This is a genomic window from Psychrobacillus sp. NPDC096623, from assembly GCF_044762655.1.
Classification (GTDB): Bacteria; Bacillota; Bacilli; order Bacillales_A; family Planococcaceae; genus Psychrobacillus.
In genome coordinates this window covers 154,948-172,047 of record NZ_JBIWER010000002.1, presented here as the reverse complement: position 1 = coordinate 172,047, position 17,100 = coordinate 154,948, and the positions used below count along the sequence as shown (strand labels likewise).

11 protein-coding genes are annotated in these 17,100 nt (G+C 36.7%); 4 read left to right on the top strand and 7 right to left on the bottom strand.

The features are described from left to right. Nucleotides 1-48: 48 nt before the first annotated feature. On the bottom strand, nt 49-3,198 hold the full coding sequence (locus tag ACIQX2_RS05540) for an SNF2 helicase associated domain-containing protein (RefSeq protein ID WP_402847657.1): 3,150 nt from the start codon (nt 3,196-3,198) through the stop codon (nt 49-51). 146 nt (nt 3,199-3,344) lie between these two features. On the opposite strand from ACIQX2_RS05540, the gene ACIQX2_RS05535 reads away from it, so the two are divergent. The 3 genes from ACIQX2_RS05535 to ACIQX2_RS05525 all read left to right on the top strand — a co-directional run bounded on the left by ACIQX2_RS05535 (nt 3,345) and on the right by ACIQX2_RS05525 (nt 6,857). Then, the gene (locus ACIQX2_RS05535) at nt 3,345-3,818 is read left to right on the top strand and encodes a YflT domain-containing protein (RefSeq protein WP_402847656.1); all 474 of its coding nucleotides are present in this window, start codon (nt 3,345-3,347) and stop codon (nt 3,816-3,818) included. A 145-nt stretch (nt 3,819-3,963) separates the two neighbouring features. Further along, nucleotides 3,964-5,250, top strand: a complete 1,287-nt coding sequence (locus tag ACIQX2_RS05530; RefSeq protein ID WP_402847655.1) for a glucose-6-phosphate isomerase — start codon at nt 3,964-3,966, stop codon at nt 5,248-5,250. Between the two features lie 218 nt (nt 5,251-5,468). After that, nucleotides 5,469-6,857, top strand: coding sequence for a C40 family peptidase (locus ACIQX2_RS05525; protein WP_402847654.1), 1,389 nt, complete (start codon nt 5,469-5,471; stop codon nt 6,855-6,857). 254 nt (nt 6,858-7,111) lie between these two features. Here ACIQX2_RS05525 and ACIQX2_RS05520 read toward each other — a convergent pair whose 3' ends face one another. The 5 genes from ACIQX2_RS05520 to ACIQX2_RS05500 form a co-directional block, all read right to left on the bottom strand. Continuing rightward, the gene (locus tag ACIQX2_RS05520; RefSeq protein WP_402847653.1) at nt 7,112-8,503 is read right to left on the bottom strand and encodes a UDP-N-acetylmuramoyl-tripeptide--D-alanyl-D-alanine ligase; all 1,392 of its coding nucleotides are present in this window, start codon (nt 8,501-8,503) and stop codon (nt 7,112-7,114) included. Between the two features lie 35 nt (nt 8,504-8,538). Continuing rightward, on the bottom strand, nt 8,539-9,312 hold the full coding sequence (locus tag ACIQX2_RS05515; protein ID WP_402847652.1) for a YheC/YheD family protein: 774 nt from the start codon (nt 9,310-9,312) through the stop codon (nt 8,539-8,541). Nucleotides 9,313-9,326: 14 nt separating this feature from the next. Next, entirely contained in the window at nt 9,327-10,643 is a 1,317-nt protein-coding gene (locus tag ACIQX2_RS05510; protein ID WP_402847651.1) for a YheC/YheD family protein, read from the bottom strand. A 149-nt stretch (nt 10,644-10,792) separates the two neighbouring features. Continuing rightward, a complete protein-coding gene (locus tag ACIQX2_RS05505; RefSeq protein WP_402847650.1) occupies nt 10,793-11,233 on the bottom strand; it encodes a hypothetical protein in 441 nt (146 codons plus the stop codon). A gap of 115 nt (nt 11,234-11,348) precedes the next feature. Continuing rightward, nucleotides 11,349-12,731, bottom strand: coding sequence for a Mur ligase family protein (locus tag ACIQX2_RS05500; RefSeq protein ID WP_402847649.1), 1,383 nt, complete (start codon nt 12,729-12,731; stop codon nt 11,349-11,351). A gap of 141 nt (nt 12,732-12,872) precedes the next feature. On the opposite strand from ACIQX2_RS05500, the gene ACIQX2_RS05495 reads away from it, so the two are divergent. Continuing rightward, a complete protein-coding gene (locus tag ACIQX2_RS05495; RefSeq protein WP_402847648.1) occupies nt 12,873-14,108 on the top strand; it encodes an ATP-grasp domain-containing protein in 1,236 nt (411 codons plus the stop codon). Nucleotides 14,109-14,542: 434 nt separating this feature from the next. Here the strand turns inward: ACIQX2_RS05495 and ACIQX2_RS05490 are convergent, their stop codons facing one another. Beyond that, nucleotides 14,543-16,711 (bottom strand): YheC/YheD family protein, encoded by a 2,169-nt coding sequence (locus ACIQX2_RS05490; protein WP_402847647.1) that lies wholly within the window; start codon nt 16,709-16,711, stop codon nt 14,543-14,545. Between the last annotated feature and the right edge of the window lie 389 nt (nt 16,712-17,100).

The window sequence follows — 17,100 nt, the reverse complement described above, 5'->3', positions numbered from 1 at the left end:
TAAACGTTGAACGCTTAACTTGGACCTTTCTTCTATGATCTACCATACCTATTCAATCATTAATATTTCTTTTATATCCTCCTCTGTCATAGTAGACAAAGTGTCCTGCCCAGAATGAATGACTTCATCAATAAGGTTTTTCTTTTTGTGTTGCAGTTGAGTAATTTTTTCTTCAATTGTACCCTTGGCAATTAAACGAATGACGTGTACTTCGTTTTCCTGTCCCATTCGATGAGCACGGTCTGCAGCTTGCTGCTCCACCGCCGGATTCCACCACAAGTCGTAAAGAATAACTGTATCTGCTCCAGTCAGATTTAACCCAGTCCCCCCTGCTTTCAACGAAATAAGAAATAGATTACCTTCTCCGTTATTAAAACGATCACATAATTCTACTCGCTCCTCAGATGGAGTTTGGCCATCTAAGTAGAAATAAGGGGTTCCCACTCGTATAAGTTGCCCTCTAATAATACTTAGCATCTGTGTAAACTGAGAAAAAATAAGCACCCGTCTACCTGAAATACGGCATTCCTCTAACAACTCCATCAACTGTTCAAATTTAGCTGAGCTTCCCTTATATCCTTCTACGAAAAGAGCTGGATGACAGCATAGCTGGCGAAGTCTAGTTAATCCGGCTAATATTCTTATACGGTTTCTTTGGAGACTGCCCTTTTTCAAATGTTTCAAAGCATCCTGTTTGAGCTCAGCTAAATAAGCCGCATACAATGTTTTTTGTTCCATTTGTAATTCGGAATACAGCATCGTTTCCGTCTTCGCAGGCAATTCCTTTAGTACATCTTGTTTCATCCGGCGCAATATAAAAGGACGTACTCTTTTTGCAATATTTTCACGGCTCAATTCACTAAAGGCTCTTCTGCCAGGCAATAGTTCTGGAAACACAACATGGAATATGGACCAGAGTTCATCTAAAGCGTTCTCGATTGGGGTTCCTGTTAAGGCAAATCGATTTTCTGCCTGGATCGTCTTCACCGCTTTTGCTGTTTTCGTTAATGGGTTTTTAAAAGCCTGTGCTTCGTCTAAGAACAATGTATGAAAAAGGCGGTTTCCATATAGATCTTTATCCATTCGCAGTGTTGGATATGAAGTAACTATTACATCAGTTTGGATAGTCTTTTTCCATAAATTACTTCTGTTTGTTTTATCTCCATCTATTACCTGCACTTGAATATGTGGCGTGAATTTCTTTAGCTCATTTTTCCAATTATATAGAAGCGATGCAGGACATACGATTAACACTGGTAAACTGCGTGCACGAAGATCTGAAAGTACAGATTCTATGAAAGCAATACTTTGAAGCGTTTTACCAAGTCCCATATCATCTGCTAGAATGCCACCAAATTTATATTTCGCTAGAAGTTGGAACCATCGAAACCCTACTTTTTGATAATCTCTTAGTACCACTTCTAAAGGAATTGGAGTATCTAACTCAAATATTTCGGGATCGTGCAAGTTTTTCATAAGCTTAGCAAACTTTTCACCTGGTTCCATCAGGTCGCTTTGCTCCAAAGAGTCGATTAATTGCATTCCTTTTATCAACGGAACATGGATTTCCTCTTCAAGAGTATCAGTTGTGATTCCCATGTCTATGATAAAGCTAGATAACGCTTGGTATTCAGGAGTCTCAAGTGAAACTAAGCTGCCTCCTGGAATACGATAAAACCTTCGCTTTTCTTCCATGGAAGCCATTAGTCTTTGGATTTCTTTTTCAGGAATTTCTTTTAAATCAAACTTAAACTCTAGCCAATCTGTTCGCTCTTTGACTTCCACTCGTATCCTTGGACCAATATATCCTCTTTGTATACGCATTTTAACAGCTGTTGATGCATAGATTTGCACCGACTTCCCCAAGTCAGGTAGTACATGATATAAAAAATGATACTCAGCCTCTTCATCGAATAAGTAGAAACCACCTGGAGTTTGAGTAAATCCGTTCTCTATTAGTACATCGATTATCTGTTTCTCCTTATCGAGCTGGCGTCTAATACCTGGATAATGCATTACTTCCAGCTCCATCTCCTCACTAGGATTGAGAACTAGATGTCCGTAATGGAATTCGAGACCTGCTAGTATTCGGTGCTTGACACGGTCTAGAAACAGCTTAATGCGAAGCGGCGTTTCTCCCATTCTTTTTGAAATAGAATCCGCTATATGTACATAACCAAGTTTCATAAGTCCAGGTATCGTTTTCTCCATAAAATGATCGATTTGACTCTCTGATATGATTAATTCATGCTTTCCAGAGTGATCGAGCATTTCCTTTAACTCTGCTAGTCTGATACATTCAGCCGGAGGAAGTTTGTACAAAATACCATCTGAAAATGCATATCCATAGCCTTTGAACACAATAATTCGATCGAGTCCTTTCACGTTCAGCTGATAATTTGTTGTATTCGCTTCATCAAAAGTAAAACGAAGAGGCAGGTCTTTTCCAAATTGTATACCTTCATATATTTTTTCTTCGAACATGAATTTTACTAACGGCACTTTCGTTAATAGAGGAAGTATCTGCTCCCAATCAGATGCAGATATAACTAGAGTATCCGCTTGTACGGCTTGCTCATGCTGTCCCTTTAACAAAAGCTGAAGAACTTCATCCGTCGCTTTAGAAAAGCTGTAAATTTCCTGCGCATAATACTGCCCCGTTACAAACTCAAACGGCTCTTTTTTCTCGAGATGAAGTAGAAACTCCTTCACGTTAGAAATATGATGTAATGTATTTGGACCCACATTCATCTGTACTCCAAATCCATACTCACCTTTCTCTAGAGATACGGGAAGACATATAAATTCCACTTGAAGTGGCAGTCTTTTGTCAAAATGCAATTGCTTTGCAGTTGGTTGCATAGAACTATTTCCAAATAGATCGAGCATTCTCTTTGCTAGCCGTTCCTCTGTTTCCTTTTCCTCTACTACAAATAATACCGCTGCAATATGTTGACAATACGTTTGGACAAAACCTATGGGCGGACATGTACAAGTGGCACCGACCTTTCCATTCAAATCTGCTGCCACCATGACTTCCACATCATCAACTGCATGCACTGTAGCTTTGATGAGCGATTCTTCGGGTTGAAAGGATTGCACCTGTACTTTTCCAGCTTGATAATAAGATTTGCCTTTTTTAAAAGCTGTACCACCACATAATTTTTTTATTTTTGATTCATTCATTAAAAAGTTCATTGCATATCCTTTCCAACCTATATATAGAGTATCTATTGGTCACCTAGGGTTCGTTACCTTTTAGTTTATCACATGTCGTTTCATACAATTTTAAAAGGGTAATAATAAACCAAGGTTAAATTTTATAAAATAGGAGGCAATCAATCATGGCAGAAAAAAAATTTGTAGGATCTTTCCAAACAGAGCAAGAGGTGCTCGATAAGATTAATGAATTAAAGTTAGAAGGCTATGTAGAGGACGATATTTATGTAGTCACTAATCATCAGGAATCACTTTCGATTGTTCGTGGCCAAACTAATGTAGAGTTGGAATCGGTTGAAGGTAACTGGTTAGATAAATTCAAGGCCTTTTTAACAGGAGATGAGCCTGTTCGTGCCGCTTTTAGTCAAATGGGATTTACGGACGAGGAGTCTGAGCGCTACTATAGCGTAGTCAAAAACGGCGGAATTCTCCTTTATGTAGATAAGAATTATGGTACAGTTTACGATGAATATGCGAAAAATCAGTCGGACTCCTCCTATGAAGGAACCGATTTCGGCGAAACGAGTGAATCGATTCGTGTTGGAGACGTGGAAAACAGATTAAATCAATACCCATTAAGCGACCGTGGTGAGCGCTAATTTTCTTAATATATTCGGAACTATCCCTAGACAAAAACTACTTTGTTTAGGGGTTTTATTTATTCTATATCTTCTTATATCATCTCCTCGTTTTTCTATATATATAATGGTAAAATTAGTCTTAATCACATAGTTTATAAAGGGGATGCTTATGAATATTGAAGTGAATTTTTCAGGGGATTTTGCAAAGCTAGTAACAACAGAAGTAACGAGTAAATTAAAGGAAATCCATCAGGGAATACATACAAAATCAGCAACAGGTGCTGAGTTTTTAGGTTGGGTGGATTGGCCAAGTAAGATGAGCACTGAGTTTCTGCATGATATTCAAAAAACTGCCGAACAAGTACGCTCTAATTCGGATGTGCTGGTCGTTATAGGAATAGGTGGATCATACTTAGGATCTAAAGCAGTGATTGAAGCATTATCGACACCATTTGATAAAAAGGATGGTTTGGAAGTTATTTTTGCAGGTCATATGGTTAGCGGAGAATATTTAAAGCAACTAATTTCTTATTTAGATGGAAAAGAAGTTTCATTAAATGTTATTTCCAAGTCCGGTAAAACAACTGAGCCTGCTTTGGCATTTCGGTTTTTGCAGCAATATATGGAAAAACGATATGGGGATCAGGCGACATCTCGTATAATCGTAACAACGGATGAAGAAAAAGGTGCACTTCTATCACTTGCGATAGAAAAAGGATACAAGCGCTATGTCGTACCAAACGATATAGGTGGAAGATATTCGGTGTTTACTGCTGTTGGTCTCCTTCCTATCGCGGCCGCAGGATATGATATCGAAAAATTAATGGCTGGGGCTAAAAATGCAGAACAGGAATACAACATATTTGATACAACAACCAATGGTGCTATTCAGTATGCTATTATTCGCAAGCATTTGTATGATGCTGGATACCCAGTTGAAATTATGGCTACTTTTGATGAAAAACTACGCTATATCCAAGAATGGTGGAAGCAATTATTTGGTGAAAGCGAAGGCAAAGAAGGTAAAGGGATTTTCCCAGCATCTGTTGTCTATTCGACCGATTTGCATTCATTAGGTCAATACATTCAAGACGGAAAACGCATGTTATTCGAAACATTTTTAACTGTAGAAAAAGCAAATGAGGATTTAACTGTGTTTGAAGCAGAAAACGATGGCGATGAGCTTAATTATTTGAGTGGGTTAACACTTCATGAATTCAATCACGCCTGCCATGAAGCAACCGCTAGCGCTCATTTAGACGGCGGCGTACCACAAGTTTCCTTGTCCATTGAGCAAATCGACGAAGAGCATATCGGATTTTTGTTGTACTTCTATATGATTTCATGTGCATACAGCGCATATTTACTAGATATTAACCCATTTGATCAACCAGGTGTGGAAGATTATAAGAATAATATCTTTAAAATTCTTAAAAAACCAGGATATTAATGGACCGGAGCTCTCCTTGTGAGAGCTTCTTTTTTAGATAAAAACACTTATTTCGCTACACTTTTGAAATATTTGTAATGAAACTGTAAACTTCACTCAAAACTCCTTTAGTATAAGGGATTGTAGCTATAAAGAACGGGTTCGGAATATTTTCCCACAAAGTTCCCTTACTTTTGCATGCTAAAATCAAGTTGCTCAAAAAAACTAGGAGGTACACGATGAAAAAACAATTCGTTGCAACTACTTTAACAGCGATTATCAGTTTAAGCACACTTGGTAGTATTGCCCCTGTTGAAATGCAAAACATACAAGCTTCAGCTGCTACAATAAATCCACAAAACAACCAGGTTGCTGTGGAAGCAAAGGCTGACCAATTAATAAAAACTGCAAAAAGTTTAATAGGTAAAGCTACTTACAGTAACACAGATTATAAGCCTACTTATCCATATAAATTCTCCTGTGCTACTTTTCTGATGTACATATTCGAGAAAAATGGAGTCGATCTTGCCACTTATAACGAAGATTATATGATGAAGCAAGGTACGTATGTTGCTAAAAGCCAATTACAAAAAGGTGATCTTCTGTTCTTTGATAGCAGAGGTGGAAATGTCCCTAATCACGTAGGTATGTACATAGGCGACAATAAAATAATTCAAATGGCTGATCCTACTCAAAAGATAGTTATTACAGATTTAGATAGCAAGCCTTATTATACAGATAGTTATATTACTGCGCGTAGAGTCCTACCTACACTACTTCCTTCTAACCCTGCAACAAAAGGTGATAATATTGTAAGTAAAGCGTATAGCTTAAAGGACAAAGTAACAATGGGTACTACTAATAACGCTTCCTCGTTACGTTTTACTGCGACTGGATTTGTTGACCATGTATATAAATCAAATGGTGTAACTTTAGGTACGACGAATTTAAAAGAGTTAATGAAAAAAGGTACGACTGTTTCTAAATCCAACTTAAAGAAAGGTGATTTAGTTTTCTTTAATGGGGTTACAGGTTCTAGTACACCAACAATGGTAGGAATTTATGCTGGGGATCACCGTATCATCGTTCCGAATTCAAGTGGTGTTTTAACAAGAGTTCTATTTGTAGATTATTATGCTCAGCACTATATTACTGCAAAACGGGTGATCTCAGGAGGCACAACGACTAGTGTAGCCGCTCCAGCTCCTAAAGAGACGGTTTCAGCTCCAACAACATCTACTACTCAGTCTGCTGATAAAGTTGTGAATTTCGCAACTAGTCTAATGAGTAAAGTTAAATTTGGCTATTCCTATAATGAAAGCAACTTAACTTTTACAAGTGCTGGATTTACGTATTATGTGTTTAAAAAACAAGGAATAGATGTAAAAGATAAGCTAGCTAGCAGACAAGCACAAGCAGGAACCGCTGTGTCAAAAGCTAATCTTCAAAAGGGAGATCTTTTGTTCTTCTCTACAAATAATGCTGCATCAAAAATATCGCAAACAGGAATTTATATTGGAAACAACGAATATTTAAGCCTTACAACTAAAGGTAGTGTCGTTAAGGATAATTTAAATTCTACTTTTGCTAAGCAAAATTACGTTTCTGCACGTCGAGTTCTAAAATAAGCAAAAAACCTGGGCGAAATACTTGCCGAATCCCTGAAGGTTAAAACCTGTTTCTATCGTTTCTAAAGGGCTTTGGACAGACGTTTTGCTATTTGATCACCGAGTGATTTTTAAGGGAGGCTGGTTGTGATGACGTCACAACCAGCCTCCCTTTTAGTGCGTTTTTGTTTAACTAAAGAAAAGTTGCTTTCCTATTCGTAAAGGTGCTCTCTAAGATGCAATTGACTTCCAAAGCATAGGCGCTTTCGTATTTCTTACTCATCATTCTTTTTTAATTGGTTTGCGAAGTCAATCATGGAACGGCTGGACATAGGTCCCTTTATTAACAATATTGCTTGTTTGGTTAGCTTTGGTATTATGACTTCCATTACACCTTCTGTATCCTTAAAAATATGCACGTCCGCGTTCGTTCCATCCGCTAACGCTTTCCGAGCTATTTCTTCCGCCTTGCTTCCAATGGTTATTAGCGTATGAATATTTTTTTCGGCAACAAGACTTCCAATTTCCGCATGATATTTCTTTTCAAAATTACCTAATCGATTAATATCTCCTAAGACTAAAATAACGTTTTTACCAGCTCCAATGGATTCTAAAACATTTAATGCTGCTTTTACGGAAGTAGGATTATTCGTCCATGTATCATCTATAATTGTACTTCCACCAATCCCCTTCGAAAACTCAAGATGTCTGGACATATTTTGGAACGTTGCTAGTCGAGGTATGACAACATCTAAATCCATCCCCATTTCATGCACAGCCGCAATTGCTGCAAGAGCGTTATATACTTGATGCTCTCCATATCCCGGTATGAAAGCTTTATATGTTTTGTTTAAATAATGGATGGAGAAATTCATGCCATTATTTGCGAATTCTATATTGGATGCTCTAAAATTAGCCTTCTTGCTAACCCCAAAATAGATTACCTTTCCTTTAAAATTTCGTAAAGAAACCTTTTTCGTATTAAGATCTTCAGCATTTAGGATTAATGTTCCGTTTTTTTCTATTCCGCTAACTATTTCTGACTTAGCTTTAATATATCCTTCCAGACTACCACAGCCATCTAAATGGTGTACTCCAATATTTGTAATGATTCCAATGGTAGGCTGATATATTAGGCATTGATGTTTGATATTACCTGAATTTCCTAAGCCAAGCTCGAATACGGCGACATCTGTTTGGTCAGAGATGCCAGTTAAGTAAGGTAATGATTGCCGCGGTTCATTCTTACTGCTTATGGAAGCCTGTACATTTCTATCAATACTTAAAATATGCTTCATCATTTCCTTTGTAGTAGTTTTACCACAAGTACCAGTTATAGCAACTACAGGTATTGGAAACAGTTTTCGATAATAATCCATGAAACTCCAATATGCTTGCACAAGACTACTAACCTTTAGAACAGTTGTGTTGGACATCGCTTCTTTAAGCTCTGCATGGGGTTTATCAGTGATTACAAGAGCTGGTCCCTTATTATTTATTTCCTGCCAGTTGATAGAATCACCTCTGCTCACAAACAAAAGCGTATTTCGTTTTGTAAGATCATGCCGTTTATAATAAATTGCATTTCTGACAAACCATGTGTCAGAACCACTAACTAGTTCCCCGTTCAGCAACTTTCGTAAGTCCTTTACAAGTATAGGCTTCATACTAATTCCTCCTTTCCTTCAAACAGTTTGGAAAATTATTCTCCATTTTGTAGTTTCCTATTTTCAACGATTTTTCTCCATATAGATTTATCCTCGAGTTTTGCAAATCCACTTATACCAGGAGTATTGTTTACTTCAAATATGATTGGTTTAAGATGTGCGTTCAGTCCTAGATCTATGCCGTATTCTCTCGATGGAACGTGTTCAGCTATCACTTTTGCTGCTGAAGTAGCCACTTTTCCTACTTCTTTAATTATTCGCTTCTTTTCTGCTTCATCCATTTGCCAATGAGCCGACAATAATTCATCTATTGTTATTTTTGCACTGCCTCGATGAGAGTTTAGAATACCGTTTCCCAAATATCCCACTGTACCAATACTTGCGTTGATGCCACCAACAAGCCATTTACCTTTTAAAAGCTGCATATGGACTCGTAGACTCACTGGCAGTCCCTGTGGTGTAAAACTCAGGACTCCCTCTTGAACAATATAATTTCCCATACGACCCAAACGCTCAAATGGATGCAGCATTTGATGGAAATTTTCTAATGTTTTTACACAATTACTAATTGGTACACCCTGGATAGAATAGCCATCATAACAATATCGTCCATCCTCCCGTTGAAATACTTTATATATTGCTCTTCCCTGTCCAGTTGTATCGTGTTTTACATAGGCATAATCAAAACTATTGATGAAATCCTTTAGGTTAGTCATATTGTATAAAGCCGTCCTTGGAATACTATTAGCGGTTAAGGGGTTTTTCCTCAATAATAAGTACTGTTTCCACTTTCCAAGTTGTTGTTTCAAAGAATATACCTCCTTTACTTTCTTCTATTTTTGTTTTTGAGCTTTTTAATATTTTGGTATTGTTCTTCATAGTCCTTGAACATTTTAAGATCAGGAACATAATTCCCTTCAATAATCCAAATGTCTCCTTGGTTTGTAATACCAACATCAAAGCCAATGATTTTCAGATCTATATTTTTTTTATCAAGCATTTGGGATGCTGACAGACAAAGCTCATTTATTTTAGTGTTTAATGGCTCGATGCTTTTAGATAAGATAGTGGAATTCTGAATAGCCTCATCTAAAGTGAGCAGCTTTTGAGCCGCATTTGTTACGATGAATTTTTTCCCTGCTAGTTTAACTATTTTACCGGTTATTTTCCAGGTAGATTCATCTATTTGAGTTATGACTCTAACGTCCATTGGACATTTATCAATCGTAGCTAGTGGTACTCTTTGCTGGATTATATAATCCTTTTTGTTTAGAAAAGTATCTTCCAGATATCTATAAGCTTCATCTAAATTAGTCTTTACAATAGTTCTTATTCCTGAATGGATTTCATAGACTTGTGGCCCTTTTCTTTTGATTTGCACAACTCCAATTCCATTTTGACCTACACATGGCTTTATAATGACTTCACTAAACCTATATAGATAGTCTTTAAACGTGAAACGTGTAAGTAAATCTGTCTTTGGAACCACGGATTTACGAAGGAATTGATACTGATCCCATTTACTTATGGCAAAATGGAGCATAGAATCATAAATCCAAATGCCAGTTTTGTAATCGTAGATGACTTCCACTACAATCGTGTTGCAGCTTGGAAAGGAATTCCCTAATTTTTTTGCTACTAAAACAGATAGACTTTTAGATTTGTTTAGAACTAGACTTTGGAAAAGTTTAATAAAAACCGAGGAATCTTTACTATTTGTAACAGATACTGAACGCCACATGGAGGAGGAATTTTGTCGATGGACAGTAACGAAATAACGACAAGGGATTTGTGATAGAGGGGTAGTAAATTTTAAAGGCTGAACGACATAGTATTTTTGTGTTAATTCATATTGCTTTAGATACTCATACATTTCTTCTCTGTCATTGACACTTACCACCTTCTGCTGGGAGTTTATCTTAAACCAATTATTTTCTAAGGATATGATAATTTTCCCCGGGCCAAAAGTGGGTTTTATGACAACTGTATTGTGCTGATTTAAAAGAGAAAATAATGCTTGTTTGGAAAATAAAACAGTTTCCAACAGATGATTTCTCAACTTTTTTTCTTCCTGCAATAGTTTATATTGACTGAGTCTGCCCCTACCTAGTACCAATTTGTATACCTCCTTTAAATTCATCTTTTCACTTACTCAAACTTCATTCAAACCCAGAAAAGCGTTGGAAAGATTTCGCTAAAAGGCCTCCTTTACCTTTGCTAGAGTCTGGGTTTGTAATGAAGAATGACTATGTTGCCTTGTGAGCGCTACATTAATTGATCATTTTTCTATTACAGTTCTTGACAGCCTAAAGCTACAATTGAACCTTGTTCAACTGGAGCTGCGCCATTTTGGTCAAAGAAACCAGTTATTTCGAAGCTTTGCACAATATCGACAGCTGCTGTTGCAACTTGGTCTCTAAAAACAGCTTCAAACGGAAATTCCATTCCATTCACAAGTCCTGTACCAGTTACAGTTACGACACAGTTCTGACCTTCTCTTTTACATTCAACCGAAGTAATTTCGTTTGCAGTAAAAGTGAAATCGTTTTCACCAGGTGTTTCTGTATCCTCAAAATCTAATGACAGAGTAGAAGCAGCTAGCGTCGTAACACATACTTCCGCCAGGTACGTTAAGTTTCCTTCAATCGTACCGTTCTGACCTTCAAACTTAACATTATTATCCTCAGAAAAAGCATCTACAGATACTCCACATGGACAAACATTTCCCATAGTTATCCCTCCTTTCAAGTAGAATACTGTAACATATTAAGAATCTACTTGTTTTGGCAAGGCAGTTTGTCCATACAGAGCATATTTAAATTTATTAGACTTCTATCTTCCAAATCTAATTTGGCTTATTTCGTAGTTTAAAAGCTAATTCTTTAATGGTTTGGGAGTACATATCACCTTTAATAAGAATAATTGTTTCATCATCCACAATTTCTTTTAACAAATCATAGGCGAGGATACCATTATTAAATTTATAGACAGGTGATTTTAACCCTACTTCCACTGCATGGTCAGCAATTATTTTAGCATGGAATCCTATTGTTATTAATATATCTACTCCATTTTGGTAAACGATACTTCCTGCTTCTTTATGGATAATGTAACCCCAGGACCCTAAATCCGTAATCGTCCCAATTATCGCTATCTTTTTTTTCTCTACACCCACTTCATTCAGTACCTTCAACGCTGCTTCCAACGATGTCGTCGTCAAACTCCAAGTATCATCTAAAATTAGGGACCCATTTATGCCTTCTAAAACTTGAAGCTGCTTTTCATATTTTATAAAAGACCTTAAACGTTTTGCTGCCTCCGTCACACTTACTCCCATTTCATAAACAGCAGCAATTGCATATAGCGCATTGTATACTTGATGCTCTCCAAAACCTGGTACAAATACTTGATAATTTTTGTTTTTATGTTGGACACTAAATTGCATACCATCATTTCTGTAATGGATATTCATTGCTTTAAATTGACAATTTCTTTTCTTGCCAACTTTTACGATTTTTCCGGAAAAACGTTTTACATTAATTTTTCGTGTATTAAAATCATCTCCGTTAATAATTAGTACACCTGTAGGATCAATAATTTCGACCATTTCTCCCTTTGCAGCAATATAGCCTTCCAGGGTTTTGCAATAATTAAGGTGATGAGCACCTATATTTGTAATAATTCCTATGGTTGGCTTGAAATATTCTCCAGCTTTTAAAACGTCTCCTGGTGCACCTACAGCCGTTTCAAATACCGCTGCTTCCGTGTCTTCCTCCATTTTTAAAAGATATTGTAAATAGGCTGTCCGTGAATTACTCGTGAGATTTGTAGCGGTCACTTTATGATCAAAGGACAAAATATGCTTAATCATTTCCTTTGTGGTTGTTTTACCTGAGGTTCCTGTAATAGCGACTACTGGAATATCAAATAAGCTTCGATAATAATGGATAAATGTCCAATAGGCGTGCTCCGAATTTGCCACATAGATGAGCGTTACATTATCAGGAATCTCATTTTCTTTATAGTTCCATTCTGTCGCTAGCACTAAAGGAAAAAACTCCTCCAGACTTTTCCAGTTAACAATTCTTTTATTTGTAAATAGAATTGTATTTTTGTGTTTAATTTGTTTTATACGGTAGGCACCAAAATAGATTTTCGTTTCATCTGTTCCTTGTACTAACTTACCGTCAATAATTCCTCTAATTTTGCTTACAGTATGGGCTTTCATACTTCTAAACACCCCCTTCACTCTCATCATATGTTGTTATCTATAAGTGGATTGGATAATTTTCAAATAATTTACGTGATATTCAACCATCGCAACAATTAGACCAATCATACATATAAAGAGAGTCTGTATAAAAAAGGAGTGAACTATTTGAAAGCAATTATTTTTATAAGTACAAATAAGTCAGGCTCCAGTAGGGAAGCTATTAAAGCAGCTGAAAAATTGGGGTACTATACGATTCTTTTCACAAATAATGAGAAACAACTTGAGCAAAGAAAAGAATATATAGAAGTTCACAAAATGATTTCTGTGAACACAAATAGCTTAGAGGAGATGAGAGAGGAAATTTCTAAGTTATTGCTCAAAAGCATAGACATAAAAACAATTGTAAGTTTTATCGACCCATTTGTTCATATCGCCTCTATTCTGTGCGATGAATTTTGTCAAAACTATAATTCATCCAATGCCATTAAAATTATGGAAGATAAAGAGGAGACACGGAAGTTTTTAGCGGATAAACCATACACACCAAAATTTATATCTATTCATCCAGATGACATAATTTCCACTAAGTCACTGATCAAGGAAATAAACCTACCCATCATCGTAAAATCTCCAAAATCTACGGGTTCTAAGGACGTTCTATTAGCTCGCAGTAAGGCTCAGCTAGGAAAAAATATTCAAACCCTTCGCAGTAAGTACCCCGAAGAAACAATCATGCTGGAAGAGTATATTGAAGGAGAGCAATGCTTAGTAGAAGCTATTATTTATAAGAAACGTGCAAATATTGTTGGGATTATTGAGCAAGAAATTACGAAAGGAAAACGATTTATCATTACTGGCTACGGAGTAATAATAGACGTGCCAGACAATTTTAAAAAGGAATTAGAGGATGTACTTCATTCGATCGTTACTGCATTTGACATCGAAAACGGCGCATTACATCTCGAGATTCGATTATCTGAAAGTGGCTGGAAGCTTATCGAGATTAACCCAAGGATATCAGGCGGAGCAATGAATAAGATGATCGAGGCAGCATATGGATTTAGTTTAGTCGAAGAAACAATTAAGTTATTTGTAGGAGAACAGCCGAACCTTACACCAAGACATAAAAAACATGTATTTACGAAGTACATTATTTCTAGCAAAAAAGGAATACTGGAAAAAGTGACTGGAAAAGGGAGAGCAAGCAAATCTCCGGGAGTAGTAGACCTCTATGTTAAACCTAAAAAAGGAACACTTATAATGCCACCATTATCCATGGGACATCGATATGCATATATCATTGCAACCGGAAGTAGCTTAGCAGAAGCCAAAATGAATGCAAATACCGCAGCATCAGAAATTGAATTCCATATACAAGGATACGAAAATTAGAACACCTTATAGGTGCTCTTTTTTTTGCTTAGTTACATTTACTTGCAAGGAGTAGAATATTACAACTAAGAAAACCCTGACAAAAGACATGCCCGAAACTTTAAGGTCAAAAGCTGTTCCTATAGTTTTCAAAGGGCTTAGGACAGACGTTTTCTATATGATTAATAATTTTTTTAGGAGAGGATGATCGTGACTGACGTCACAATCATCCTCTCCTTTTTAGATAATTTTATAGCCTCTACCTGTCTGTCGCCCTCCTCCAACTCTTGAAACAGGTTAGTGCGTTTTTGTGCTCAACCTAATTAGGGAGTATTTGATCTTCGTTACAAGTGGTGACCTCGGTGGGGTAAGTAAGAAAGATGAGATATCACGAGGTCCACCTGAAACGGAAATCAGGGTATTACTATATAGAACTGCGTTTCCGATTTTGTTCTTTATTCTCTAAAGAACCTATCCAAAAACTGAACTGTATCAAACATATTTGTTTTACTTGCCCCTTTTACTAAAATAGTATCATTCTTCTTCACGATCTCCTTTAAAAGCTCATGCATTTTATCCTTATCCGTAAAATGATACGTATGCTGTGCTGGAAAGCCCCTTGCAATTGCTTGTGCTCCAATTTCTTCTGTCCGATAACCGTAAGTGATTAACACATCAATACCCTGCTCATATACATAATCTCCAACCTTACGATATTCCTGCTCTCTTAAATCTCCCAATTCACGCATTTGACCGATTATCGCTATGTTACGATTCTTCCCTATATTTGTTAATACATCAATTGCAGCCCTTACGCCCTGGGGATGTGAGTGAACGGTGTCATCAATTACGGTTATGTTATCTTTGCAATCATAAACTGTTAATCTTCTAGGTGGTTTTCTAAAAATTAGACCCGCCTTTATTTCCATTGGTGTAAACCCTAAGTAGTCGGCAACTGCAATAGCGTTTAATGCGTTATAAACATGGTGCTCCCCTAAAATAGGGATAAACATCTCTATTTCTTGTTGCTGTAGCTTAATCTTAAAGCTCATGCCGTTATCTACATATTTAATGCCGTAAGCTCTATAATTGGCAGGTGATTTTGTACTAACAGTCATAATTTTCCCTTTAAATTGAGTCGTCTCCAAATACTTCGAATTATCGTCATCTTTGTTGATAACTAATATACCTGTTTGATCCATGCCGTGAATTAGCTCCGACTTTGCCTGTGCAACTTTTTTTATATCTCCATCAAAGTTTCCAACATGTGCAAGGCCAACATTCGTTACAACACTGATAGTAGGCTGAATAATACTACAATGCTCTGTAATTACACCAGGGTAGGCCATACCGTATTCGAGTACAACTGCTTCATGTGTTTCGTTAATTTCCTCTGCATGTTTTTTTGTATGCTCCGTTGTATTCCAATAATCCTTTGACTCAAAAATGTTCCACTTTTTAGCCAAAATAGATGCAAGAAATGCTTTAGATGTTGTTTTTCCAGCACTCCCTGTTATTGCGATAATCGGTAATTTCTTTTTGGCCTTTCTACTTCTTTTTTTAGCTGCTACTACTTCCTTTCTAATTTGCAGTTGGTTTTCTGCTACGTATTTAGCATATTTTATCGAATTTATCACGACGTCTAATTCTAAATAGAAGGCTGGTGGACATCCAGGGCGCCAGTTCACCTCGTAGATCCAAATTTTTAGGTTTTCATCTAATCCAATATCTATTCCTATTTCATCAATTACCTCTCCGTACTTTTCCATTTGAATTTGATCAAGATGTTCTGCTAATGACAAAGAAAAGTGCTCCAGCAGACGCCTAATATTAAATGCCTCATCCGGAAATTCCTGCTGAAGAAATGGGTCTAAATAATTCGTAAACCCACCATTATTTATATTGGCAATGATAGATCCAGTTGGTGCAATTCTCGGATAAATAGTCGTGACTACCCATTTACCCTCTCCGTTTTTCTGAACATGAAGCCTAAAGTCAAATACCTGACCAGATTTTGTAGTGGAATTTATATATGGCTGGACGATAAAGGTTCCTTCGGATAGTTTTCCTTCGAGAAAGCTATTTAACGCTTGCTTCGTATAGGTTACATCTTCAGAATTCTTTCTAACTATATAATTATCTCCTGCTTTACTGATAAAATAGATTCCCTTCCCCTTTCTTCCATCAATCGGTTTAAGGACAATTTTTTGAAATGAAGAGATGAATTTATGAAAGCCCTCTGTATTCTTTATTATTTCAGCGGGAATTAAGTAGCTTGAAAATTCTTTTGCTTCCTTAAGCCGCTCATTGATATTCCATTTGTTTCCTATTGAGTTTGTTGTAAATGGAATTTCACTTTTTAATTTATTAATAATTCCCTTAGACTTTGCTAGTTTTTCAGGACTTCCGGCATTATAAATTACGTCTGGAAAAGGCATAATTCTTTCCTTCCAGGCCCCACTTTCATATACTTGCCCTCGGATTGTTCGGTTCACAAAGTTTACAGTGCCTGGTGAAAAGAAAAAAAAGTTAACTCCTTCCGCCTTAGCAACTGCTGCATATGCATAGGACTTTATAACAGTTGTGGGATTCCTGCGATGATGTAGCATTCCTATTGTTGTCATTGAATTTCTCCTTAATATTTAAATTTTTACATAGCTATATATCTATTAAATTCAGTGATAAAGCTTTGTATATGGACAAACGTTCAGTTTATGTAAATTTCAACTTAAAAGGGGCTTCCCCCAAAGGTGCTACTCTTTTTGTGTAGGAAATTTCATTAGTTGGGATTTTGGGGAAGTTGATTGGAATTTTGGGGAGGTTAGTTGGAATACTGTTAGCGTTAGTTGGAATTTTGAGCAGGTTAGTTGGAATAACGCTAAGTTTGGAATTATAAGGGAAATGATATACTGAAAATTGCAGCCATTCACCAGCTACTATCGAGAAAAATTCCTAAAACATAAAACAGATGGAGAAAAACGACTTCTTTTTCTCCATCTGTTTTATGTTCGGG

Coding starts and splice junctions, on each gene's coding strand:
- ACIQX2_RS05540 (WP_402847657.1), bottom strand. CDS start 3,198: ATGAACTTTTTAATGAATGAATCAAAAATAAAAAAATTATGTGGTGGT.
- ACIQX2_RS05535 (WP_402847656.1), top strand. CDS start 3,345: ATGGCAGAAAAAAAATTTGTAGGATCTTTCCAAACAGAGCAAGAGGTG.
- ACIQX2_RS05530 (WP_402847655.1), top strand. CDS start 3,964: ATGCTTATGAATATTGAAGTGAATTTTTCAGGGGATTTTGCAAAGCTA.
- ACIQX2_RS05525 (WP_402847654.1), top strand. CDS start 5,469: ATGAAAAAACAATTCGTTGCAACTACTTTAACAGCGATTATCAGTTTA.
- ACIQX2_RS05520 (WP_402847653.1), bottom strand. CDS start 8,503: ATGAAGCCTATACTTGTAAAGGACTTACGAAAGTTGCTGAACGGGGAA.
- ACIQX2_RS05510 (WP_402847651.1), bottom strand. CDS start 10,643: ATGAATTTAAAGGAGGTATACAAATTGGTACTAGGTAGGGGCAGACTC.
- ACIQX2_RS05505 (WP_402847650.1), bottom strand. CDS start 11,233: ATGGGAAATGTTTGTCCATGTGGAGTATCTGTAGATGCTTTTTCTGAG.
- ACIQX2_RS05500 (WP_402847649.1), bottom strand. CDS start 12,731: ATGAAAGCCCATACTGTAAGCAAAATTAGAGGAATTATTGACGGTAAG.
- ACIQX2_RS05490 (WP_402847647.1), bottom strand. CDS start 16,711: ATGACAACAATAGGAATGCTACATCATCGCAGGAATCCCACAACTGTT.